This window comes from Rania fehmarnensis (assembly GCF_056494185.1).
Map to the genome: position 1 here is coordinate 2,440,001 of NZ_CM151398.1, position 22,359 is coordinate 2,462,359.

19 protein-coding genes are annotated in these 22,359 nt (G+C 54.9%); 13 read left to right on the forward strand and 6 right to left on the reverse strand.

The genetic code is table 11. The annotated features are described in order from the left end of the window. Positions 1-334 precede the first annotated feature (334 nt). Complete coding sequence (locus SH573x_RS08060) at positions 335-1,084, reverse strand: DUF1559 domain-containing protein (RefSeq protein WP_479354011.1); 750 nt, start codon at positions 1,082-1,084, stop codon at positions 335-337. Positions 1,085-1,288: 204 nt separating this feature from the next. Here SH573x_RS08060 and SH573x_RS08065 point away from each other — a divergent pair, with 204 nt between their 5' ends. Further along, positions 1,289-1,975 carry a DUF2306 domain-containing protein gene (locus tag SH573x_RS08065; protein WP_479354013.1) on the forward strand — a complete coding sequence of 229 codons (687 nt, stop codon included), beginning with the start codon at positions 1,289-1,291 and terminating at the stop codon, positions 1,973-1,975. A gap of 28 nt (positions 1,976-2,003) precedes the next feature. On the opposite strand, the gene SH573x_RS08070 is transcribed toward SH573x_RS08065, so the two are convergent. The 4 genes from SH573x_RS08070 to SH573x_RS08085 form a co-directional block, all read right to left on the reverse strand. Beyond that, complete coding sequence (locus tag SH573x_RS08070) at positions 2,004-2,543, reverse strand: hypothetical protein (protein WP_479354015.1); 540 nt, start codon at positions 2,541-2,543, stop codon at positions 2,004-2,006. After that, a complete protein-coding gene (locus SH573x_RS08075) occupies positions 2,540-3,229 on the reverse strand; it encodes a hypothetical protein (protein ID WP_479354017.1) in 690 nt (229 codons plus the stop codon). The genes SH573x_RS08070 and SH573x_RS08075 overlap by 4 nt, the downstream gene beginning before the upstream one ends. Positions 3,230-3,242: 13 nt before the next feature. Further along, positions 3,243-3,785, reverse strand: a complete 543-nt coding sequence (locus tag SH573x_RS08080; RefSeq protein ID WP_479354018.1) for a Uma2 family endonuclease — start codon at positions 3,783-3,785, stop codon at positions 3,243-3,245. A 540-nt stretch (positions 3,786-4,325) separates the two neighbouring features. Further along, positions 4,326-9,347 carry a protein kinase domain-containing protein gene (locus tag SH573x_RS08085; protein ID WP_479354019.1) on the reverse strand — a complete coding sequence of 1,674 codons (5,022 nt, stop codon included), beginning with the start codon at positions 9,345-9,347 and terminating at the stop codon, positions 4,326-4,328. 285 nt (positions 9,348-9,632) lie between these two features. Between SH573x_RS08085 and SH573x_RS08090 the strand changes: the two genes are divergently transcribed. The 10 genes from SH573x_RS08090 (at position 9,633) to SH573x_RS08135 (ending at position 19,499) form a co-directional block, all read left to right on the forward strand. Further along, the gene (locus SH573x_RS08090; protein WP_479354021.1) at positions 9,633-10,217 is read left to right on the forward strand and encodes an RNA polymerase sigma factor; all 585 of its coding nucleotides are present in this window, start codon (positions 9,633-9,635) and stop codon (positions 10,215-10,217) included. Positions 10,218-10,601: 384 nt separating this feature from the next. Further along, positions 10,602-10,958, forward strand: a complete 357-nt coding sequence (locus SH573x_RS08095) for a RidA family protein (RefSeq protein ID WP_479354022.1) — start codon at positions 10,602-10,604, stop codon at positions 10,956-10,958. Between the two features lie 33 nt (positions 10,959-10,991). Beyond that, complete coding sequence (locus SH573x_RS08100; RefSeq protein WP_479354024.1) at positions 10,992-11,477, forward strand: DUF1569 domain-containing protein; 486 nt, start codon at positions 10,992-10,994, stop codon at positions 11,475-11,477. Between the two features lie 419 nt (positions 11,478-11,896). Continuing rightward, entirely contained in the window at positions 11,897-14,731 is a 2,835-nt protein-coding gene (gene gyrA / locus SH573x_RS08105) for a DNA gyrase subunit A (protein WP_479354026.1), read from the forward strand. 105 nt (positions 14,732-14,836) lie between these two features. Continuing rightward, positions 14,837-15,304 (forward strand): four helix bundle protein, encoded by a 468-nt coding sequence (locus tag SH573x_RS08110; RefSeq protein WP_479356668.1) that lies wholly within the window; start codon positions 14,837-14,839, stop codon positions 15,302-15,304. Positions 15,305-15,362: 58 nt separating this feature from the next. Next, the gene (locus tag SH573x_RS08115; RefSeq protein ID WP_479354028.1) at positions 15,363-16,358 is read left to right on the forward strand and encodes a sugar phosphate isomerase/epimerase family protein; all 996 of its coding nucleotides are present in this window, start codon (positions 15,363-15,365) and stop codon (positions 16,356-16,358) included. Positions 16,359-16,393: 35 nt separating this feature from the next. Then, positions 16,394-16,597: a sulfur carrier protein ThiS gene (gene thiS, locus SH573x_RS08120; protein WP_479354030.1), complete on the forward strand. Its 204-nt coding sequence runs from the start codon at positions 16,394-16,396 to the stop codon at positions 16,595-16,597. Positions 16,598-16,609: 12 nt separating this feature from the next. Next, entirely contained in the window at positions 16,610-17,512 is a 903-nt protein-coding gene (locus SH573x_RS08125; RefSeq protein ID WP_479356670.1) for a thiazole synthase, read from the forward strand. Further along, positions 17,509-18,132 carry an imidazole glycerol phosphate synthase subunit HisH gene (gene hisH / locus SH573x_RS08130; RefSeq protein WP_479354031.1) on the forward strand — a complete coding sequence of 208 codons (624 nt, stop codon included), beginning with the start codon at positions 17,509-17,511 and terminating at the stop codon, positions 18,130-18,132. Before SH573x_RS08125 ends, hisH begins: the two co-directional genes overlap by 4 nt. A 239-nt stretch (positions 18,133-18,371) precedes the next feature. Beyond that, positions 18,372-19,499: a M20 family metallopeptidase gene (locus SH573x_RS08135; protein ID WP_479354033.1), complete on the forward strand. Its 1,128-nt coding sequence runs from the start codon at positions 18,372-18,374 to the stop codon at positions 19,497-19,499. A gap of 52 nt (positions 19,500-19,551) precedes the next feature. On the opposite strand, the gene SH573x_RS08140 is transcribed toward SH573x_RS08135, so the two are convergent. Beyond that, positions 19,552-20,196, reverse strand: coding sequence for an RsmD family RNA methyltransferase (locus tag SH573x_RS08140; protein WP_479354034.1), 645 nt, complete (start codon positions 20,194-20,196; stop codon positions 19,552-19,554). A gap of 150 nt (positions 20,197-20,346) precedes the next feature. Here SH573x_RS08140 and SH573x_RS08145 point away from each other — a divergent pair, with 150 nt between their 5' ends. Together SH573x_RS08145 and SH573x_RS08150 are read left to right on the forward strand one after the other, a co-directional pair. Next, entirely contained in the window at positions 20,347-21,624 is a 1,278-nt protein-coding gene (locus SH573x_RS08145) for a peptidylprolyl isomerase (protein ID WP_479354036.1), read from the forward strand. Positions 21,625-21,672: 48 nt separating this feature from the next. After that, positions 21,673-22,320, forward strand: a complete 648-nt coding sequence (locus SH573x_RS08150) for a phosphoribosylanthranilate isomerase (RefSeq protein ID WP_479354038.1) — start codon at positions 21,673-21,675, stop codon at positions 22,318-22,320. Positions 22,321-22,359: the final 39 nt, after the last annotated feature.

Here is a 22,359-nt window from a genome sequence, read left to right on the forward strand (position 1 = left end):
AGGGACCGACAAAAACGCAGAGACGCAGAGGATCGCCGAGAATTCACTCTTTAAATCATCATCGAAAGTGTATTCTCGGCGATCCTCTGCGTCTCTGCGTTTCAAAACCAGGAGTTTCTTTCTTCGCCAGTATGGATATCCGAACGCTCATCGTTATGTCCCCGGCCGGCGGTTCTCATGGTCGTCAAGTTGGGGAACTGCATCGAGCAGAATGATTTGGATCGATTCGGGAACAAGGTTGGTTCTGGTGGTCGATCCAGAGAGGGAACTGCTGACGCTTATCGCGCACAAAGTGAACGACAAGGTTTAATAAATCGCGAAGCCAAACCTGTGCTCATTCGGCCAGGGTGTCACCGGCAGCCATGGTCATGAGCGCTCTACGATCTTCCACAGCGACTTGTGAGGAAAAAGCGCGGACTGAACCGTCAGCCAGGGCTGCGTGAAAAACTTGAGTGTGCACCAAAGTGCTTTTCTCAGTAACTCCAGCCACCGAGGACCAATCGGTGTCGTGAGGGCTCATCCACGGCACGCCGCTACCCGCGGGCGCCTCGATAATCAGAAGTGTATTGGAAGTTCCATCGGTAATCTGGCCAAAGGCAGTTGATGCAGAGCCTGGGAAACAACTCTCGGGATCGACCACCACCTGGTAAAGCGTTTTCGTGGGTTCTTCGTCGGAGGGACACGAAAATACTGGTGGAACATGGCCACCAACGGCCAGGTTGGCTGGATCGTTCCAAGGTTTGCTGAGATCGATCTGTTCGTACAAGCGTTCTTGCTCGAGGTAGGGCAGCAGCAGGGTTCGCCAGCTGTGCAAACGTTTGCCCTCGGCATCGACCGTGTAAGCTGGCGGTAGAGACTTGTATGCCTCATGATAATTATGCATCGCCAGCGCTAGTTGTTTCAGATTGTTCGAGCATTGCATGCGTCGAGCAGCGCCGCGCGCGGTACGCCGGAACGGCAGGAGCAGGCCGACCAAAACAAAGATAGTCGCCAGGACAATCAACAACTCCAGCAGCCCGAACCGTCTACGGGGTGCGATGGGTTGATTGGGCGTAAGCACGGGTTCAAACGGATTGGCAGACATGGTATGGGTGCTCCGTCAAGCGAGATAAGATGCTCTTACGATAACACAGATTCGAAGGTCCGGTCGAGTCTACCAACTCGTTTAACCCGTAGCCGCCAGGCGAGGCGCACCCTCTAAACAAGTCTGCGTTCACCTGAGCATTACCGTCTTCGGCTTCCTCGATTTCGGCTGCGGGTCAAACAATTCACCTCCAGCCAGTGACCTATGAGCCGCGCAGTGCAAGCAAATACTTTACATGTAAAGTTGTTATCGACCCTCCTGCGCTACGCCGTATTGTTGTTGATCGCTCGCGTTACCGTCGGAATTGCGCTTGGCTATCGCAGTTATTTACCGCTGGACTTTAGTTCCGAGTTTCTATCTGGTCGCCAAGCGTATTTCTTTGGACCATACAAAATCGCCTTCTGGGTTCACATCTTTACGACCCCGCTGGCGATGTTGGCTGGCACATTGCTACTCAGTCGCCGGTTGCGAAGAGCACGGCCGAGCTGGCATCGCATGTTAGGGCGGGCTCAAGTGAGCCTGGTCGTGCTGCTGGTAATGCCTAGCAGTCTATGGATGAGCCTCTACGCGCAGACCGGCTGGGTGGCCGGCCTGGCCTTCTTCATCGGAGCTTCGGCCATGGGCTACTGCACGCTGCGCGGCTGGCGTGCCGCCCTGCACCGTCAGTTTCATCAGCACGAGCGATGGATGATGCGTAGTTACCTGCTGCTGTGCTCGGCCATCGTCCTACGCATCCTGTCTGGCGCCGCCACACTGCTACAGTGGGACGCCCTGTGGAGCTATCCACTCTTTGCCTGGCTGAGCATGACTGTGCCATTGCTAGCTTACGAGTTGTACTTGTTTGCGTCACAGGACCGAGCGTCGAAATTAATTCGAGAAGTAATTCATTAATCCGATGACGATTGGACTTGAGGAAAGATTAATCGCCGACGGCAATCCATAGCCAGGGTTCCCAATATTTGAAGTCATCGTTGCACAGAGACAGGAATCGACCGGCGGGGACGGCCGTCAGGTGTTCCACGCCGCTGGCGTCTTTGAAAGTGTCCGTATTGAATGAGCTTCGTCCGCCAAAATTGTGTTCCGGCGGTAAACGTGAATCGACCAATTGCTCGTCAACGTATAGTTCGAATGCGTCGCGGTTGCGATGTTCGATCACATGCTGGCCTGGTTTTAAACCAGTTATGGCCGAGCCGAACTCGAATAGTGTGTAGTTAGCACCGGCCGGAATGTAGACGTCCCAGGTAGTGATCAGTGGATCAGTTGGCAGACGTTTCACCGCCGTCAACTCATTGGGGCTAACCACGACCAGCGAGCGTGTTTGTCGGCGAAGGGATTGCAACAGCTGCTGTTGGCTCGCGACCGCCTGGTTAATTTTCCACCAAGCAAATAGGCAAACGAGCAAGGTCGCGATCAGCATCGCAGTCAGTAACGAAAGCTGAGGCTGAATGAATCGTTTCACGGTGCACTTGGCGCGTTAGATATTGGCGAGGTCAGGGATGCTTCGTACTTTTTGGCGGCTTCTGGCGTGCCCACGTACAGTACAAACGGAAACGTTAGTTGATCAAGATTGTGCCTGTTTTCTCCTCGAAGTCGCAGCTCTTCGATCCAATCAGGCTTAGCCCGAATGGTCATGAGCTTTACAAGTTCATTGGGCTGTAGATCTATCTGGCGATCTGCACCCAAGAGCTCTACTTCGCAACGGTCAAGGTTACCAAAGAGGAGGCTCTCTGCAATCGCGGGTGAACTCGTTCTCACATGTTCGCCCGTCAAGCGAATCACCTGTCGGAATCTACCATTGGATAAAGTTTGGGCTTCGAAGCTCATCAAGCGGCTTGGTCGGATGATGCTCGATTTGCCAAAAGTTTTGGAATTACTCCGAGGTGGATTCTCGTCTTGAAAACCCTCGTAGCAGAGAACTGCCTTGGTCGGCGGCAGGTAAACTCGCCACACATATTTGCCTGGAGACTGACTAAGCAATTCGACTTTGGTTGTTTGAACGTCGCCATTGGTGGCGAAGGGTTCGGTCAGCGCCACCGCCTTTTGGAGTTGCACCAGTTCGAGCAAGCGTGGAATGACTGCCAAAACGACCAATCCAATTGCTGCCAGCAGTGCGCACTGAACCCAGCGTTGGAATGTGGATGACATGATTGAATTTGTATTATTGAATATGAGCGGAGGGCCAGCGGATCTCTAGTTCGCAACCGTCACGTAAAACAAACTGCGTCAAGGTAGCCACAGGTTGTATTTGGTAACCTAGCTGGTCGTTCAGTCGGAAGCAGGTCGGGCTCGGTTGTTCAGGGTCGACAACTACATAGTGTTCTGCGAGTTGTTGCTGATACAGTTCGCGTTTGGGCCCCAGGTCTTTCTCGGCGGTAGATGGACTTAGGACCTCAATGATCAGGCTCGGAGGCTTCCGCAGATAATCGCTCGGCTGCTCACCACAGACCACCATGATGTCAGGTCGGACAACCGTGTCGTCATGCACAATCCAATCCAGTCCGGTGTAGAGCGAGCAAGAGCAGGCTCGCTTCTTGATACACGCCTGCAGTTGATAAGCCAGTTCGCTGACCATGCGTTCGTGAGGCGCAAATGGCGACGGCGTCACCGCGATAGCCGTGCCGAACCAAAGCTCCCACTGGCCCGGCCAGCGGAGATAGTCGGCATGCGTGTAATGCGGATGGTAATGACGGACTGCGGACATGATTTCCTCGAAAAGCCTGAACTCCCACGTAGCCGAGTCTCTCCGAGACTCGGTTAACTCCTACTGCAAGCTGCTACCTTGAATCGATCAGTGTCTCGGAGAGACACTGCTACGTGGACACGTAGCCGAGTCTCTCTGAGACTCGTAATCCCTTCCATCGCATGACGCTAGCGGGAACACATCAGTGTCTCGGAGAGACACTGCTACGTGGGACACGTAGCCGAGTCTCTCTGAGACTCGCAAACTCTTCCACCGCATGCCTCTAGCGGAAACCATCAGTGTCTCGGAGGGACACTGCTACGTGGGACACGTAGCCGAGTCTCTCCGAGACTCGTAATCACTTCCACCGCATGCCTCTAGCGCAAACACATCAGTGTCTCGGAGAGACACTGCTACGTGGGACACGTAGCCGAGTCTCTCCGAGACTCGTAATCACTTCCACCGCATGATTGTAGCGGAAACACTTCAGCGTCTCGGAGAGACGCTGCTACGTGCATTTCGATTTTACGATGTACTCAAGCGGCCTGTCACGACGCAAGTCTACTGCGATGGGTTCTGCGGGCGGCGTTGGAGCATTTGTTCTCGCAATTCGTCATCGTATGCGTTTTGGGTGGCATATTCGGCGGCCGAGATCTGTCCGTCGCCGTCGGTGTCCATTTCCTGATCGATTTCACGGGTCCACCCACTCATGGATTTCCATTCGTCCATCGAAAGCAGACCGTCTTGGTTTCGATCATATGCCTTGATCTTCGCTTCAGCGCGAGCCAGCGTTTGGAACCCGTGCGTTTTTGATAGCTCGACGAAGACCAGTTTCAATTGTTCGATGTCCCACACACTGGTGTTATCGTCGGAGAGTCGCACGTTGCCTGCCTGGCGTTCAGCGGGGCTCAGCTTGCCGTCATCGTCGCTATCGTATTTCTGCATGGTGATCTTGGCCCGTTGTGTCGCAAAGGCTTCCACCAGCGGACCTGTGCTGAGCGTCGATGGATTGCGTTGTTGGATTTGATTGAGCGTGTAATTAATAGCCGCTGCGGTCCAATGAGATAGCGGCAAGTCGGCTTTGCCTGCCTGTTCGGAACCCTGCAGATCTTGGTCGGTCCACGCCCAAATTGGCATGACCACGCTTGTTTTCAGTTGAACATCCACCGCGGCGGCACTGGTCAGTTCCACCAGGCTCACCAATTCCATTTGTATCTCACCGCAGATCTTCAAGCGTTCGGCCAGGCTTAGCAGGGCCAGGACTTCGTTGTTAATGATGACCCGTCGACGCGGAACGTAGTTTGGGCGAGATGCATCGGGCAGAACGCGCACCAACAGAGGCCTCGTCCGCGGTCCGCTTGGCGTCTCATCACCAATCGGCAGCTTGGATAGCAGTCGCCCGGAGTCCTGTGCCAATTCTCTCAGTCGCTTGGCAATCACCGGTGTTAGTTCCGCTCGATTCTCTCGCACGGGTGAGTTGCTGCTGGCAAGGCAACACGCGGCCAGCGTGACAGCGGCGGGCGATGTGTCTTTCTCCCTCGTTCCCAGGCTCTCGCCTGGGAGCGCACTGGGTAACATCAGCATTTGTTTGGCGAGATCGATAATGACTGTGTCGACCCGCTTTCGCAGGGCGACGGACTGTTCAATGTCCAAGTTCTTGATGCGTGGCGAAAACTTTAAGGCAGCTTCGATTCCCAAGGCAGGATGCGACTTTATCAGATCGATGGTCTTACCAATCGCATCGTCAGGCAGTTGTTGGTTCATGCCGATTTGTTGTTCGAAGTAGACGACTGCCAGGCTGGCCACCTGGGTGTCAAGCTGTTTGAAACGCTCAGTTTCACTCAACCACGGAAAGAGTTTATCGAAGCGATTGTCGCCGCGAGTGACTTGTTGCTCCCAACAAACGCCATACATCCAGTGTGTCGCCGGTTGGGCTTCGTTAGATGTCAGCCGTGCATGAACGAACGCTTCGAATTGATCCTCGGGCAAACGCCATTGCAAATACGACAGTACATCGGGTGCCAGGCTGAGCGGTGGTTCGGTAATACGCGTAGACTCGCGCCAGCCTACGCGCAGCGCTTCCCATTCAGTTTGCATCCACGATTTGTCCAATGGATGCGACAGGATATATGCGTCGGTAGCGGTCAAGATGCGCGCGGTGGTCGCCTGTAGCTGTTCTTCCGAAAGGCCCTTCACCAGTTGCCGCACGGCGTGTAGCGCTTCCATGCGGCTCTTCAGACTCAGATCGTTCTCGAAGATTTGCAGCCACTGCTCGAGTGTGTTGCCTTGGTAGATCGGCGCCGGCTGACCGCTTTGTCGGCCTATAGATTGTATGAGCTCTTGTAATGTGATCTTTCCATCGCCGTCGGCATCGGTTGGGCGGATGACCATCTGACCCCATTCATCTTGCGTTAATACACCGTCTTGATTCTTGTCGTACTTGGTGATTTGTCGCTTGGCCCACGACAGTTCCGCTGCATTGGCACTGGGGGGGATCTCCGGACTCGGCTGACTCTGAGAGTCTTGTTTGTACGCTTGCTCAGCTCGAACAATGGTGGAGTGGAGCTGCGTATTTTCCAGATTCTTATCGATACAAAGCCGCTTCATGCCTTGGAAGAGTTTCCAGGCTCGCCAGGTCTCTGGCGGAAATTTGTTCACCAGTGGCGAACTGCCCAAGAACTTTTCAAATGGCCAGCAGAAGTCGGCATACTCCGAGGGCGTTTGGCGAGAGCTCGGTCCTTGCGTAGGTATTTCGGCGAGGGCCAAGCCGGGCAGACTTTGTACATTGGCCAACAATTGCTCAGCGACGGCCGTTAATGGTCCATCAAGTTCTCGAACCGCGGAAAGGCGACTCGTCAGCGCTAATAAGGCCACTGCTTCTGAACCGAAATACCTTAGGTTGGTCGCGTAGGTTATCCCGTTCTCACGCTTGGGCTTATCGTAGTCGTGGTCGCAAATCTGTATTCCCCATTCGTTTGTCGCGCTGCTACCTGCATGCTGACTGGGCAAGCGACTACTTGGAGCATATATGTCGTATTTTAAGTCCGGCACTATTGGGATATCGGCCAGTAGCCGAGACTTGTCTTTGGCCAAAGTCGATAGCCGTTGACTGATGAGCGGAATTAATTCGTCGCGATGAGCCTCAACGACAGAACCCGTAGAAGCCAGTCGACACGCGGCCAGAGCGATTTCGGCTGGTGTCGAGGCGGAGTTCTTGAAGACCTCGAGCGCATAGTTGGCGATCGAATCCTCCACGAAACGCCTTGAGGCCATGTTGTTGTGTTTGTCTTCGAGAGTCATTTCCTTATTCGAATGAACTCGAGCCTGTAAGATCAGGGCAACAGGTGCTCCCAGCTTGGGATGTTCGATCACCCGATTCCGCAGTTCAGGCAAGATCTTCTCAGCCCATTCGGGTCGGCGGCCCATGCAGTTTTCGAGATAGACCAGAACGAGCCAGATATTCTCATCAAGTGCAGCAAAGTGTTCCTTTTCGACTAGCCACATGCAGTAACTCTCATCCAATTTATCAAGCCCATCGCATATGGCCAGTAGTCCGGCTAACTGATGGTCCGGAGAGCCAGCCAGGCAGTGAGTGGTTAGAGCCTCGAAGGCTTCGTGCGGTTTACAAACATAGAACAAAGTGCGCGACAGGTTGTTGATACCCCGGTAGTGAACTTCCACCGGCTCTGACGTATACCAGCTGGCCCGCTGTTCTCGCTGCATGGTGATATAGGCAGGCAATGGACGCATCATGGCCCGAATCAAGACATCGCGAATTTTTAGCCGCGTCGCTTCATTGGCATCAGTCCCTAGCGAGCATACGCCCTCGGTGGCAGCTTCTTGCGTGTCGAGGTTGAGATCGCGCTCGAGGATACCGAGCCAGTGATCGAGCGGCTCGCCTTTATAAGTAAGCGTAGGTGACGCGTTCGGATTTTTGTTAACGTTGGGACTGTCATCTTTGGCGGCGTCCGAAGCTTTCTTGGTAATGCGCGCCACCACTGTTCCACCGCGTTTGATCTCCACTTGACTTTGATTGATCGCTACTTCATCGCTGGCACCGTCGATAGTGATTTCATACTTGTCGGCACTTAAGCGAGTGCTCTGCGCGCCCGGATGCACAACCATTTCTTGTGCCAGCTTGCCCTGGCTGGCAATCTTTACCTGAACATTGTCGGCCTCAGATTCGATGATTAGTTGACCCTTTTGCATTTCCAATACAATGAGCGTGCTGGCCAACATGAGCAACGGCAGCATTGCTGCAGCGATCCACCAGTATCGGCGAGGCGGCACACGCGAGGTGCTGGCGGCAGCGATTATCGCGCGTTGAGTTATTGCGCCAGTCACATCTAGCTTCAACTTCGTCAGTTCATCGCTGGGCGCCTCGGGTTTATGCAGGGCCGTTTCGAGTAAGCTCGTCAGCTGGTGTCCGCTACAAAGCGGCGCCAATGACTCAGCGATGTGCGCAGCGCTGGCAGGACGTTGGCTCGGATCGCGATGCAGCATTTGGCCGACCAAGTTAATTAACTGGGGCGGGCAATCCTCGCGCAGGGTGCCGACCGACGGTGGAGCTTGGGAACCCAATAGCTTGACCTTCTCTAGTAACGTCATATTGGGCGAAGCCGCCAGCGGCGCGCGACCGGTTAAAAGGCGAAACAGTGTTGCACCCAAGGCATACAGATCGGCGCGATGATCGACCGGCCCAACGCGTTCGGCTTGCTCTGGTGCCATATAGTCGAGCGTGCCCATCAGTTGACCAACGGTGGTTAGTTCGCAGGTAACTTCATCCCACAAGTTCAACTGGGCCAGGCCGAAGTCGAGAATCTTTACGCGGCCAGTTTTATCCAGCATCAGGTTCGAAGGTTTTATGTCGCGATGCACGATGCCTTGTGCGTGCGCATACGAAAGACCCAAAGCAGCTTGACGCACGATCTCGCAGGCATCGGCAATCGGCAGTGGGCCGACCAGCCGGGCGATACGACTGAGGTCGAGGCCATCGATGAACTCCATGGCCAGGTAGTGCGTCCCCTGCTCTTGCCCGGCGTCGGTGGCGTTGACGATCGCGGGATGATTCAGCTTGCCCGCGGCCATCATCTCGCGCTCGAAACGTTGCACAAGTTCTGGTCGATCGCCGATGACACTGGGCAAGATCTTGATGGCCACGTCGCGATGCAGACTGGTATGCCGGGCCAACATGACCAGGCCCATACCTCCGCGACCTAGCGGGCGAAGAAGTTTGTAAGCCCCGATTTGTTGCAAGCGGATTTCGGCGGGTTTTTCGAGGGCGGCATCAAGGTGTGGCTGGCTGCCTTTCGCGGAGCGAAAGGAGACTTTGACGGCATCCACGGCGCGTTGGATGACGCTAGCCGATTCGGCCGAGACCGAATTTTCTTGACTTTCTGCAGGTGGTTGTTCTCGCACGTCGACCCACAGCGTATCCGGATTGGACTCCAATTCGACGATCGTTTGTTCGCAATCGAGACATTCGGCCAGGTGCAATTCGATGACTGAAATATGCGTCTCGTCGGCCGATCCGTTCAGATAGCCTTTCAGAGTTTCACGCGGCAGACATGGCGATTGTGGCATAGGTTATTACTCTAACAAGGACCAAGGAATCTATCTACTAATAGAAACGCACACCGCGTGACAGCCTGGTGTGGCATAGGCTTCCAGCCTGTGATTCTTTGGGTCGATCGTAGAGAAGCTTACTGTAGAGCGGCTCTCCAGGGCCGCTCTGTCGTCAGCTGCTCGGAACCCTCTAACTAAAGTTTCTTCCGACCAATAGTCCAACGTTAAGGCTGAGCGGCCCTGGAGAGCCGCTCTACGCGAGGACAGCCGCTCTACGATGTGTCCTGTTGTTACAATACTTGAATGACTTCATCTACGACCAATTTGAGTTTATTGGAGCGGGCCCGACAGCACGACGAGTTGGCGTGGCGCGAGTTGGTGGATTTGTATAGTCCGCTCGTCATCAAATGGTGTGGGCGACTAAGAATTGGACCGGAAGCGACCGCCGATTGCATTCAAGAAGTATTCAGTTCCGTCTCGCGAGCGCTTGATACCTATCATCCTCCCGGAACCAGCGGTGCGTTTCGCGGATGGTTATGGACGATTACGCGCAACAAGCTGCGCGACGCAGCTCGCCGCCAACGCGGCAACTTGCCCGCCGTGGGTGGCAGTACGGCCTTGGCGGATCTGAACGCAGTGCCCGATAGGATTGATCAGGTCGAAGAGGAGCCGAGCGAAGCGGGTGATCAAGCCAAGCTCACGTCGCGAGCACTGGCTCAAATTGAAGCTACGTTCGCGCCGCAAACCTGGCAAGCTTTTTGGCGCACGGTGGTCGACGGGTTGCCTACCGACATCGTCGCTCAGCAGTTAAACTTGACGCCCGCAGCCATACGTCAAGCTCGTAGTCGTGTTATGCGCAAACTGCGTCAGCAGCTGCTGGATTTGTAGTCGCGCCGTAGAGCGGCTGTCCCCAGCCGCTCAGCACCCGGCAAGTCGTACACCTGTAACATAAGACCTTCGTAGAGTGGCTCTCCAGGGCCGCTCAACCATTGCGTTGGTCCATTGGTCGGAAGAAACATTGGTTAGAGGGTGCTGTTTTTTAAACGCAGAGAGACGGAGGATCGCAGAGAAGACAGCGCTTTCTCCGCGGCCTCTGCGTTTTTAAAGGAGTCTGCTCCGCACCCGGCAAGTCGTATACCTGTAACATAAGACCTCCGTAGAGCGGCTCTCCAGGGCCGCTCAACAAACAAGCAAGTCACTCGGTCGTCAAAAAATTACTTAAAGGGTTCCGAGCAGCTGGGGACAGCTGCTCTACAAACACAAACATCGCTTATGCCACAGCTAACTCGAATTGGTATGGCCACTCGATATTCCGAGGCGGCTATTTTTAATGGTGTGATCTATCTGGCTGGTCAAGTGCCTGAGACGACGCTCGATGGTGACATCGTAGCGCAGACGCGCGAAGTGCTCGGGTTGATTGAGTCGCTGCTGAATGACAACGGATCGGACAAGAGCCGCATTTTGATGTGTCAGATCTTTATAGCCGACTTGGCAGACTTCGACGGTATGAATAGTGTCTGGGACGCGTGGGTCGTGGCAGGTCATGCGCCGCCGCGAGCCACGGTGGAAGCCAAACTGGCCAATGCCAAGTATCGGGTCGAGATCGTGGTTACCGCTGCTCAAAGTTGATCGGAGTGCAGAGAGCACAGAGGAGTAAACTCGATGTTGAATACAAAGAAAGTAAGTCGTCGCAAGTTGCGATTCGAATCGATCGATGAAGTGTTGCAAGATGTTGACCAGATAGTAGCCGCCGCGCATGCCGGCTCTTTGCAAGTCACTGGCAACTGGAAGCCGGGCCAGGTGATGGCGCATTTGGCTGCGTGGATTGAATATGGATACGACGGCTATCCCATGAAGACGCCGCCTTGGATCCTTCGATTTATTTTGCGATTGATGGTTCCGAGTATGCTCAGCAAAGGAATGCGTCCAGGCGTAAAGATTCCTGGTATTCCGGCGGGTACCATTGGTCAAGACGATCAACCCTTGGATGAAGCCGCTGAGCGACTGCGGCGAGCCTTTGGTCGATTGCAGAATGGCGAGCAATGTCCGCATGATAGTCCGGCCTTTGGGGCAATGAGCCACGAAGATCGCATCCGCCTGAATCTACGGCATGCTGAGTTGCATCTAAGTTTTCTGCAGCCAGCGTAGAGCGGCTGTCCCGTAGAGCGGCTCTCCAGGGCCGCTCACCCTTTGCGCTGGTCCATGGATCGGAAGCAGCATTGGTTGGAGGGTTCTGAGCAGCTGGGGACAGCTGCTCTACGATTTTGTAGAGCGGCTCTCCAGGGCCGCTCACTTCAACGCTAGACACTTGGTCGGAAGGAGCTTTGGTTAGAGGGTTCTGAGCAGCTGGGGACAGCTGCTCTACAGCTGCTCTATGGCGGCTCTGCGTCCCTGTTCTTAACTAGTTGCCAATCAATGACTTGCGACGCTTAGATTGCGGGCTGGGCCGGTTGGCAATTGGGCGGTTTTCTGGTACCATTTGCAGCTTGATTTTAAGGCGTAAAACGCTGGGTTTTTTCGAGCGAATTTAAGCCTCGACTCTATTCTCGCAATGGAAAGAAATCGCTTTGGCTGATCTGCCTCCCGATAATGACGGAACGAACTTGCCACCGGAAGGCGAGGACAACACTCGGCTGGTCAAGCTGCCTATCGAAGAAGAGCTGAAGGAGAGCTATCTGACGTACGCGATGAGCGTGATCGTCAGCCGCGCGCTGCCCGATGCGCGCGACGGGCTGAAGCCTTCGCAGCGGCGTATTCTGGTCGCTATGAATGACCTGAATCTCGGACCAGGGTCGCATCGCGTCAAATGCGCCAAGATCTCGGGCGATACCAGCGGTAACTATCACCCTCACGGTGAAGCCGTCATCTATCCCACGCTCGTGCGCATGGCCCAAGAATGGAACATGCGACATGTGCTGATCGACAAACAAGGTAACTTCGGATCGATTGCGGGTTTGCCTCCGGCTGCGATGCGTTATACCGAAGCTCGCTTGAGCCCCGCAGCGGCCATGCTGTTGGACGACCTCAAGCTAGATACGGTCGATTTCGTGCCGACCTATGACGAGACTCGCAAAGAGCCAGTCGTCTTGCCTTCCAAATTTCCAAACTTGCTGGTCAATGGCGCAACCGGTATCGCCGTCGGTATGGCGACCAGTATCCCGCCGCATAACCTGCGCGAGATATGCACAGGTATCATTCGCGTCATCGATGATCCAGAAGTGACCATCGATGAGTTGCTGGAGATCGTGCCCGGTCCCGACTTTCCCACCGGCGGTATCATCTGCGGTCGGTACGGTATTCATCAAGGTTACAAGACCGGACGCAGCACGATCGTCATTCGAGCTCGGGCCAAGGTTGAGACGGTCAAGAATAAATCGCGCATCATCGTCAGCGAAATTCCGTTTCAGCAGTTTCGCGATCGCGTGATCGAACGGATCGCCAACCTGGCTCGCGAAGAAAAGATCAAAGGCATCGCCGGTATTCGCGATGAAAGCGATCTGAAAGAGCCGGTACGCATCGTTGTTGATATCAAGAACAACGCCGATCCCGAAATCGTGCTCAATCAGCTGTATCAATTCTCACCGCTACAGGACACTTTCTCGATCATTTTCTTAGCGCTGGTCGATGGCAAGCCGCGCGAGCTGACGCTCAAGGAAATGATGCAGGAGTTCATTCGGCATCGCGTCACCGTAATTCGTCGCCGCACGCAGTTCTTGCTCGATCGAGCTCGTCGCCGCAAGCATACCGTCGAAGGTTTGCTGCTAGCGCTGGCTGATATCGATGAAGTCATTCGCATTATTCGCACCAGTTCTACGCAAGCCGAAGCCAAAGAACGCTTGATGGGTGTCGAAGTGCCCGCTTCGATGATGCAGCGAGCCCTCGGTGATCGTGGCTTTGAGGATTTCCAGCGCGATCGTGGTGCCAACAATGTTTATTCGCTGACCAGCGTGCAGACCGATGCGATCCTGGCGATGCGCCTCGGGCAGTTGGTCAATCTCGAACAAGACAAGCTGTCGCAGGAGCACTCCGAACTGCTGGATGAAATCGCCGGCTACTTGACGATCCTGTCCAATCCGCAAAACATTCTGGACATTATCAAGGGTGAGCTGGAAGAGATCAGTCGCCGCTTTGGTGACGATCGACGAACCGAAATCAGTAATGAAGAACTCGGCAATTACAATCTAGAAGATCTGATAACCGAAGAGACGATGGTGGTTTCGATTAGCCATAACGGCTACATCAAACGTATTCCGGCGACCACCTACCGCGCACAGCGTCGCGGCGGCAAGGGCATCACCGGTGCCAAGACCGAAGAAGAGGATCCAATCGAGCATCTCTTTGTGGCCAGTACCCATGCGTATTTGCTGTTCTTTACCAGCCAAGGCAAAGTGTATTGGCAGAAGGTTTACGATATTCCGCAACTCTCGCGAGAGAGCCGCGGACGCGCGGTCGTGAACTTGCTGAACCTGGCTCCCGAAGAGAAGATTGCCGAGTGCGTTTCGGTGCGCGATTTCAATTTGCCCGGTCATTTCTTGGTCATGGCTACTAAGAAAGGCCTCGTCAAAAAGACGCCGCTGGATCAATACAGCCGACCTAAGAAAGGCGGCATTATTGCGATTAAGTTGAGAGAAGATGACGCGCTGGTCGATGTGGTCGTTACCAAGCCGAACGATCAATTGCTGTTGGCCACCGCTGAAGGCAAAGCCATTCGCTTTGCTGAAACCGATGTGCGCTCGATGGGCCGCAACACCTCGGGTGTGAAGGGTATTCGCTTGCGCAAGAATGACGAACTGGTTGGCATGGTTGTCGCCGATGCGGATACGACGCTGCTGACGGTTTGCGAATTGGGCTTTGGCAAGCGCACCTGGTTCGGCGCAGGTGAAGTGCTGGCACCCTTGCCCGAAACAGAAGAAGGTGAAGATGGTAAGATCGCGGTGGAAGCTGCGGCTGAGCCCGAAACGCCTGAACCACCGGAGGCCGAAGCTGAAGCCGATGAACCCAATAGCGGCAACTCTTATCGCACGCAGCGCCGGGGCGGGTCGGGATTGATCGATATCAAGACCAGCAAGCGCAACGGCCGCGTCGTCGGAATCTTGCCTGTTAGCGACGAAGATGAGCTGTTGATGATGACCACTCGCGGCAAGATCCAGCGCGTGGCTGCCAACGAGATCAACATCATCGGGCGCAATACGCAAGGTGTGAAGATCATGCGCATGGATGACGGCGATACGTTGGCTGCCATCGTGAAGGTGCCCAAGGAAGAAGAGACTGTTGTCGCCGCTGCCGCTGCCGCTGCCGCAGATCTGCCGCCAGTAGCTCCGCCACCGATAGCTCCGCCACCGATAGCTCCGCCACCCCAGGCGATTGAAGACATCGACGCTGGTGGAGGCGAAGAAGAATAGCGGAGTAGGAGTAGGAGTAGGAGTAGGAGTAGGAGTAGGAGTAGGAGTAGGAGTGTCGGTCCGTCTGAATTGATTGGGAAGAGGATGATGGGAACAAATGAGTCAATGTTTGATCACGAGCGGCTCGAAGTTTATCAAATAGCCATTACCTACGTGACTTTCTCCTTCGAATTGGCCAATAGACTGCACTACCAAAATCGTATGGCCCGCGATCAATGGTTGCGAGCCTCGCAATCCATTCCCCTAAACATTGCCGAAGGCAATGGCAAGCAGAGCTTAAAGGACAAAAGTCGATTCTTTGAGATAGCGCGAGGTTCCGCGTTGGAGTGCGCTGCAATTCACGACGTCCTCTATGCATGCGGTGGTATATCTGCAGACCCAAACTTGCAGGGAAAACGGACCCTCAAGAGTATCGTATCCATGCTCACTCGCTTAATTCAAAGGTCGGTAGTTTCGGAAACGGCTGAGCCTTACATCATTTTCGAAAAGTCGACGTTCGCGAGCGTTCCTACTCCTACTCCTACTCGACCGAATCACTCGCCTATGCATCCTGTACCTTGCCATCTCAACTGAACAGATTTCCCCCTATCGCAAAGAATTTGATTCCCCCTTTTCCAACCGGAGACCCTCCATGCCTCGTCCTGTCACACTGTTCACTGGCCAATGGGCCGATTTGAAGCTCGAGCAAATGGCCAAGCTCACCAAGCAATTCGGATACGATGGTATCGAACTGGCCTGTTGGGGCGACCATTTCGAAGTCGACAAGGCCATGTCGGATGATGGTTACTGTGCCAGGAAGCGCGAACTGCTGGAGGCCAATGGGCTATCGTGTTATGCGATCAGTGCTCACCTGGTCGGCCAGGCGGTGCTGGACAATATCGACGAACGTCACAAGATGATCGTGCCCGACTATGTGTGGGGCGATGGCAATCCGGCGGGTGTTAACAAGCGGGCCATTGAAGAGCTCAAGCAAACGGCGCGGGCTGCGCAAAAGTTTGGCGTTGGCGTTGTCAATGGATTCACGGGTTCGAGCATCTGGCACTTGCTGTACTCGTTCCCACCTGTCTCGCAAAAGATGGTCGATGCGGGCTTTAAATTGCTGGCCGAGCGCTTCAATCCAATCTTGGACGTGTTCGGTGAATGCGGTGTGAAGTTTGCGCTCGAAGTGCATCCAACGGAGATCGCTTTCGATATCTATACGGCGGAGATGGCGATCGATGCTCTCGATGGTCGGGAAGAGTTTGGATTCAATTTCGACCCCAGTCACTTGCATTGGCAGGGTGTCGATCCTGTGCAGTTTTTGCGAAAGTTTCCCGATCGCATTTATCACGTCCACATCAAGGATGCGATCACCAAGCTGGATGGTTGCTCGGGTATTTTGGGCAGCCATATCAACTTTGGCGACCCACGTCGCGGTTGGGATTTCCGCAGTCCAGGTCGTGGTGGCATCAACTTTGAAGAGATCATTCGAGCTTTGAATGACATCAAGTACACTGGACCTTTGAGCATCGAGTGGGAAGATAGTGGTATGGATCGCGAGTTTGGCGCTCGCGAAGCATGCCAATTCACCAAGCGAATCGACTTCGCTCCCAGCGCTCGCGCCTTTGATGCGGCCTTCGAAGAGTAGCAAATGTCTGAGATGTGCGTTGAATGCCTGATCAAATGATTACGATTTCAGTTAATGGCCAGCCGCAGCAGATGGCGGTTGGCTCTACCATTGCTGATTGTCTGGCAAGCCAGGGAGTGCGAACCGCACTTGTGGCAGTGGAACGCAACTTGGAGATAGTGCCCAAGCAAGAGCATGCCAGCACGCTGCTCTGCGATGGTGATCAGATCGAAGTGGTCACCTTGGTTGGAGGCGGTTAAAGCGTGACGCATTTGGCGACCGGGAATCTTGACTTGCAAAGCGACTCCAATTCTGTTCAGGCCAGCGATGATCCACCGCTGCGCATCGGTTCGCATACGCTGGCCAGTCGACTGATCGTCGGTACTGGCAAGTACGACACGATGGAGCTGATGCGAGATTCGCTGGTGGCCTCAGGTGCCGATGTCGTGACGGTGGCCGTGCGTCGCGAAAAGATGTATGAGCGCGGTGGTCGCAACATCCTCGACTTTATCGATCCGCAGAAGTACTTGTTGTTGCCCAATACGGCGGGCTGTTACAACGCCGCGGATGCAGTGCGCGTGGCCAGGCTAGGACGCGAGATCTTGCGCGCTCTGGAGAATCCTGGTGCCGATTGGGTCAAGCTGGAAGTGCTGGGCGATACGAAAACGTTGCTGCCCGATCCGATCGCTACGTTGCAAGCGTGTGAGAAGCTAGTCGCTGATGGTTTTCAAGTCCTCTGTTACACCAGTGACGACCCGATTGTGGCCAGGCAATTGAAAGCGGCTGGCGCGGCTAGCGTCATGCCGGCCGGTAGCCCTATCGGCAGTGGTCAAGGCATTCTCAATCCGAATAATCTGCGAATCATCTTGGAATATCTGAAAGAGGGTGAACCTGATTACCCGGTGATTGTCGATGCTGGTGTGGGCACTGCCAGCGATGTATCGGTCGCGTTTGAATTGGGGGCTGATGGAGTGCTACTGAACTCGGCCATCGCGCATGCCCGCGATCCGATACTGATGTCGCATGCCATGCGTAACGCTGCCATGGCTGGACGCCAGGCGTACTTGGCGGGTCGCATTCCCAAACGGCTGTATGCTCAGGCCAGCAGTCCCGAAGAAGGTGTCATCACAACGCGTCCTTATCCAGATCAAGTTCAACCCAAGCCAAACTCATGAATCGTCCCAGCGTAGCAATCGTCGATTATCAGATGGGCAACCTGCGCAGCGTGCAGAAGGCCCTTGAACATGTGGGTGCCCAAGCGACGATAACCAATGATCCACATGAAATCGCTCAAGCGGAGCGTTTGATACTGCCGGGCGTCGGCGCATTTGGCGATGCGATGCGCGAATTGAAGGCACGCAACCTGGTCGAACCAATCATCGACTTCATTCGTTCGGACCGACCGTTCTTGGGAATTTGTCTGGGTTTGCAGTTGCTCTTTGACACCGGTGAAGAGGGCGGTGTCCATCAAGGACTGGGCGTCATTCCTGGTCGCGTCGTGCGTTTCGACTTGCCCAGCGAATACAAAGTTCCGCACATGGGCTGGAATCGCGTACGACAGGAGCAGGCAGGCTTGGCTGCTTTTGATCGCTTGCCGGCCGAACCCTACTTCTACTTCGTCCACAGCTACTATGTGCAGCCCGAAGATCCAGGCCTTTGTTGGCTCTCATGCGATTACGGTGGTCAGTTCTGTGCCGCCATCGCCCGCGGTAACTTAATCGCTACGCAGTTTCATCCCGAAAAGAGTCAAACGCACGGCTTGCAACTGCTAGAGAACTTCTCGCGCCTAAGCTGACGGCATTAGCCTCGGTTCCTACGGTTGAGCTGCCTTTTAGTAGGACGGGTCTCCAGGCCCGACCGCATCATAAATGCACACAGACGGGCCGGGAGACCCGTCCTACATCATAAATGCACACGGACGGGCCTGGAGACCCGTCCTACGTTTATAAATGCACACGGACGGGCCTGGAGACCCGTCCTACGTTCTGCAGGCTAGAAGCCTATGCCACATACTGAATGGGTACTTGAATATCTATGTTGATTGAACTGCTATCCGATTTGGTGCGCATCAATAGCGTTAACTCTTTTTACGAAGGTGGTCCGGGTGAAGCGGAGTTGGCTGACTTCGTGGAAAAGTATTGGCAGTCGCAGGCAGTGGAGTGTTGGCGGCAGACTGTCTTTCCAGGTCGCGACAATGTCATTGCGCGGCTGCCGGGCAGAGACCCAGCGCGGCGATTGATACTAGAAGCCCACATGGATACGGTATCCATCCAAGGTATGACGATCGATCCGTTTGAGCCAACGATCCAGGACGATCGATTGTATGGTCGCGGAGCGTGTGATACTAAGGCAGGTTTGGCAGCCATGATGTATGCCGTGGCCCAGATGAAGCAGCGCGGCCAGCAGCCGGTCTGTGAAGTTTGGATGGCAGCCGTGGTGGATGAAGAGTTTTCGTTTCGCGGCGCGCTCAAATTATGCGAAGGGCTGCTGGCCGCTGGTGCAGTGATTGCTGAACCCACTGGCTTGCGAGCGGTGATCGCCAGCAAAGGGGTTCTACGGTGGCGCATGATCTCGCGCGGAGTCTCGGCGCATAGTTCCAAGACGCATTTAGGCGTCAATGCCATCTCGCATATGGCGCGTGTGGTTTTGGAATTGGAGCAAGACAATCAACGCTTGGCCCAGCGCGTGCATCCTCTGTTGGGTGCTGGCTCGATCAACGTAGGCAAGATCAGCGGCGGCGTGCAAGTCAACTTTGTGCCTGATCAATGTGCCATTGAAATCGATCGCCGTTTGCTGCCAGAGGAGAGTGTTGAAGTTGTATTGGCGCATTACGAGCAACTGCTCGAGCGTTTGCGACAGCAGCATCCAGGGTTGGACGTAGTAATGGAGCCGCCCATGTTAACCGACATTGGCTTGGACACGGCACCCGAGGCGGGCATCTGCGTGGCGGCCTCCGCTGTGTTAGGTGAGATGGGCCTGGAGAGCGCGCATGCAGGCGTGCCCTTTGGCAGCGACGCCAGCAAACTTGCACGGGCCGGCGTGCCCAGCATTATCTTTGGTCCCGGCGATATCGACCAAGCACATGCCGCAGTAGAGTATGTCGACATCCAACAAGTGCAATTAGCGGCTGAGTTTTTCGAGCGGCTGATGAGCAAGTTTTAAATTACGGGTTTGAGTTGGAAGGTTCAAAACTTCGCACTTCAAACTTCTCGCTTCAAACCTTCTCGGCAACCCCGATGACTGCCGGTTTGTAGGTGCGCACGTCCCACTCGAATTCCGGCAACTGAGTTTGGATTTCGAAGGGCTCTTCGGATTCGACGACAAACAGGCTGCCGTGCGGAGCAAGTTTGAGCATGGCAACCAGCCCATCGCGCAGTCGCTCGAGCTCGGTTTCCCATAGTCGATAGGGAGGGCAGCAGAAGACAACCCAAGGTGCTTGTGGCCAGCTGGTGGCGGTGGTTTCGATGTACTTCAGCCAACGCAGTGTGTCGACGTTGTGAACTTCGACTTTGTCGGCAATCTTGAGGCGCTGAAGATTTTCAACGATGGTGGCCACGGCTGGCCGGAGCATTTCCAGCAGAATTGCTCGCGAAGCGCCGCGGCTGTGGGCTTCGATCCCCAAAACTCCGGTGCCGGCAAACAAGTCGATCGCCAGGTAATCATCCAAGTGTCCGCCCAGCAGATTGAAGACGTTTTCGCGAGTGCGGTCCTTCATAGGGCGAATTGATGGATCGCCGTTATAGTGAATTCGCTGACCACCCATGTGGCCACCCACAATCCGTAACCAGCGCGGCGACGAGCTTTCCTGGCGAGCCTCGCGCTTGGGACGCGGGCCCGAGCGACGCGGGTGGGAATTCATGGGGCAGAAGCCTTCGTTTTGCCTGGTCGAGCGCGACCTTTTGATTACCGAGAAACGTATGCTCATTATACAATTGACATCGCTGGCTGTGTACCGCCCGCTTGGCAGCTTGATACTTGTCCCACCCATTTCTTCCTAGGCAATCCTGGCATGCTCGGTCGATCGATTCTGAAATCCGCGTTAGTACTTGTAGGTATGAGTAGCGTCCCGATCATGCTGTTGGTCATCGGGGCCACCGGCGCCATGCCGGCAGTTGGCCAAGAGCAGGCTGAAGCGGCCAGCGGCAAGGGGGAGAGCACGCAGGAACTTAAACAAGCCACCAAGCTCGAATCGGTTTCGACGGTCATGCGCGATCATCTCAAGAGCATGCGCTTGCTGGCCGTCAAATATCACTTGTCGGAGGGTACTGGTACGACCAGCGGGCTGCAGCAAGAGTGGCGTCGCATGCTGGTCGCTGGCCATGAAATCCATCAGAAAATGGTCGATGCTGCGCTGGCGGATTTTAAAGCCGATCCGAAACTGGATTCGCAAGCCGGTGAGTTCTTGTTGCAATTGGTGGGACGCAATGCGGACGCCGATCGCTTTGATGGCATGCTGGAGATTGTGCAGTTGCTGCATCAGCACGGCCAAGACGGAAAGGCCTTCAACCTCTGCTATGGATTAACTGCGGCCGCGACCAGTCAATTCGCCTTGGCTCGACCACAGTTGGACATAGCTGCCAAGAACCTGGCGGATTCGATGCAGGAGTTGGCGCAAGAAAAGAAAATCTCTAACGAAGAGCGGCAAGAGGTCGCCAAGAAGATCAGCGAAACGTATGACTTGGTTATGGATTTGTCACAAACGGAGGCTTATGAAAAACTCTGGCAAGAGGAGCTGAAGGCTCGCGAAACGGATGCAGCGGGCGAACCGTTGCCACGCGTGTTGTTGGAGACTACCAAAGGCGATATCGAGATCGAGCTATTTGAGAATCAAGCACCCAACACGGTCGCTAATTTTATCAAGCTTTGTGAAGAAGGCTTCTATGACAAACTGCCCTTCCATCGCGTGCTCACGCACTTTATGGCTCAAGGTGGTGATCCGCTGCGCGATGGCACAGGCGGCCCGGGGTATTCGATTCGCACGGAACTAAACGGCCAGACGGATCGCAAGTTCTTTCGCGGTACGCTGGGTATGGCGCTGTCCAACGTGCCCGATTCTGGCGGCTCACAATTTTTTATCTGTTATGTGCCGCGCGCTAATTTGAACGGTGGCTATGTGGCTTTTGCACGTGTCATTAAGGGCATGAACATCGTCGGCGATCTGGCTCGCGTGAATCCTGAGGACAAGAGCGAGCACAAGACGCAGGAACTGCCCGATGAAATCATCTCCACCAAAGTGCTCTTCAAGCGTAATCATCCTTACAAACCTGAAACGATTTCGGCCCGATAGATGACTCGATAGATGGCTCGATAATCAGTCCGAAGCGCGGAGAAGACTTTGTTTCGTATCAAGGTTTGTGGAGTAACTCAACTAGCTGACATTGACATGTTAGTCGACGCTGGCGTCGATGCAGTCGGCATCAACCTGGTACCAAGCAGCCCGCGCTGCGTGTCGTTAGCGACTGCGCGGCAGATGTGCGAGCGAGCGCGTGCTGTAGGTCTGACCAGCGTAATCGTGACCATGGATTGCAAGCGTGATGAATTGATTTCAATGGTGCATGCGGTCGTACCGGATGCGGTGCAGTTGCACGGTCACGAGTTGCCTGATGTATTAGCCGGCGAGCTCCAGCAGCTGCCGATTATCAAATCGCTCAGTTGGTCAGGCAGAACGGAGGAAGCTGAGTTGGCTCAAGCCTGGTTAAATCATCGACCAGCCAAGTTTGCCTTTCTGGTCGATGCTTATGCACCGGGTGTGGGTGGTGGTACGGGTAAGGTCGCGCGTTGGGACCTGCTCTGGCCCCGCCCTGCTCTGCTCCGCGATGTGCCACTGTTGCTGGCAGGTGGTCTGACACCAGAGAATGTTTCCGAGGCTATTCGCGTGACTCACTGCGCAGGCGTTGACACGGCCTCCGGCGTTGAGCTTTCACCCGGCGTGAAAGACGAGCACAAAGTCATACAATTTGCGCAAGCAGCCAACGCCTCTTAGCCGTAGGCGCTAGCCTCGGTTGCCTCACCGACTAAGCCG

Excerpts from the sequence above, each read along its gene's own strand:
- SH573x_RS08095 (WP_479354022.1), top strand. The coding sequence starts at position 10,602 with ATGCCACAGCTAACTCGAATTGGTATGGCCACTCGATATTCCGAGGCG.
- SH573x_RS08065 (WP_479354013.1), top strand. The coding sequence starts at position 1,289 with ATGAGCCGCGCAGTGCAAGCAAATACTTTACATGTAAAGTTGTTATCG.
- SH573x_RS08140 (WP_479354034.1), bottom strand. The coding sequence starts at position 20,196 with ATGAATTCCCACCCGCGTCGCTCGGGCCCGCGTCCCAAGCGCGAGGCT.
- SH573x_RS08090 (WP_479354021.1), top strand. The coding sequence starts at position 9,633 with ATGACTTCATCTACGACCAATTTGAGTTTATTGGAGCGGGCCCGACAG.
- hisH (WP_479354031.1), top strand. The coding sequence starts at position 17,509 with ATGAATCGTCCCAGCGTAGCAATCGTCGATTATCAGATGGGCAACCTG.
- SH573x_RS08135 (WP_479354033.1), top strand. The coding sequence starts at position 18,372 with ATGTTGATTGAACTGCTATCCGATTTGGTGCGCATCAATAGCGTTAAC.
- SH573x_RS08080 (WP_479354018.1), bottom strand. The coding sequence starts at position 3,785 with ATGTCCGCAGTCCGTCATTACCATCCGCATTACACGCATGCCGACTAT.
- SH573x_RS08115 (WP_479354028.1), top strand. The coding sequence starts at position 15,363 with ATGCCTCGTCCTGTCACACTGTTCACTGGCCAATGGGCCGATTTGAAG.
- SH573x_RS08110 (WP_479356668.1), top strand. The coding sequence starts at position 14,837 with ATGTTTGATCACGAGCGGCTCGAAGTTTATCAAATAGCCATTACCTAC.
- thiS (WP_479354030.1), top strand. The coding sequence starts at position 16,394 with ATGATTACGATTTCAGTTAATGGCCAGCCGCAGCAGATGGCGGTTGGC.
- SH573x_RS08145 (WP_479354036.1), top strand. The coding sequence starts at position 20,347 with ATGCTCGGTCGATCGATTCTGAAATCCGCGTTAGTACTTGTAGGTATG.
- SH573x_RS08085 (WP_479354019.1), bottom strand. The coding sequence starts at position 9,347 with ATGCCACAATCGCCATGTCTGCCGCGTGAAACTCTGAAAGGCTATCTG.
- SH573x_RS08100 (WP_479354024.1), top strand. The coding sequence starts at position 10,992 with ATGTTGAATACAAAGAAAGTAAGTCGTCGCAAGTTGCGATTCGAATCG.
- SH573x_RS08075 (WP_479354017.1), bottom strand. The coding sequence starts at position 3,229 with ATGTCATCCACATTCCAACGCTGGGTTCAGTGCGCACTGCTGGCAGCA.
- SH573x_RS08060 (WP_479354011.1), bottom strand. The coding sequence starts at position 1,084 with ATGTCTGCCAATCCGTTTGAACCCGTGCTTACGCCCAATCAACCCATC.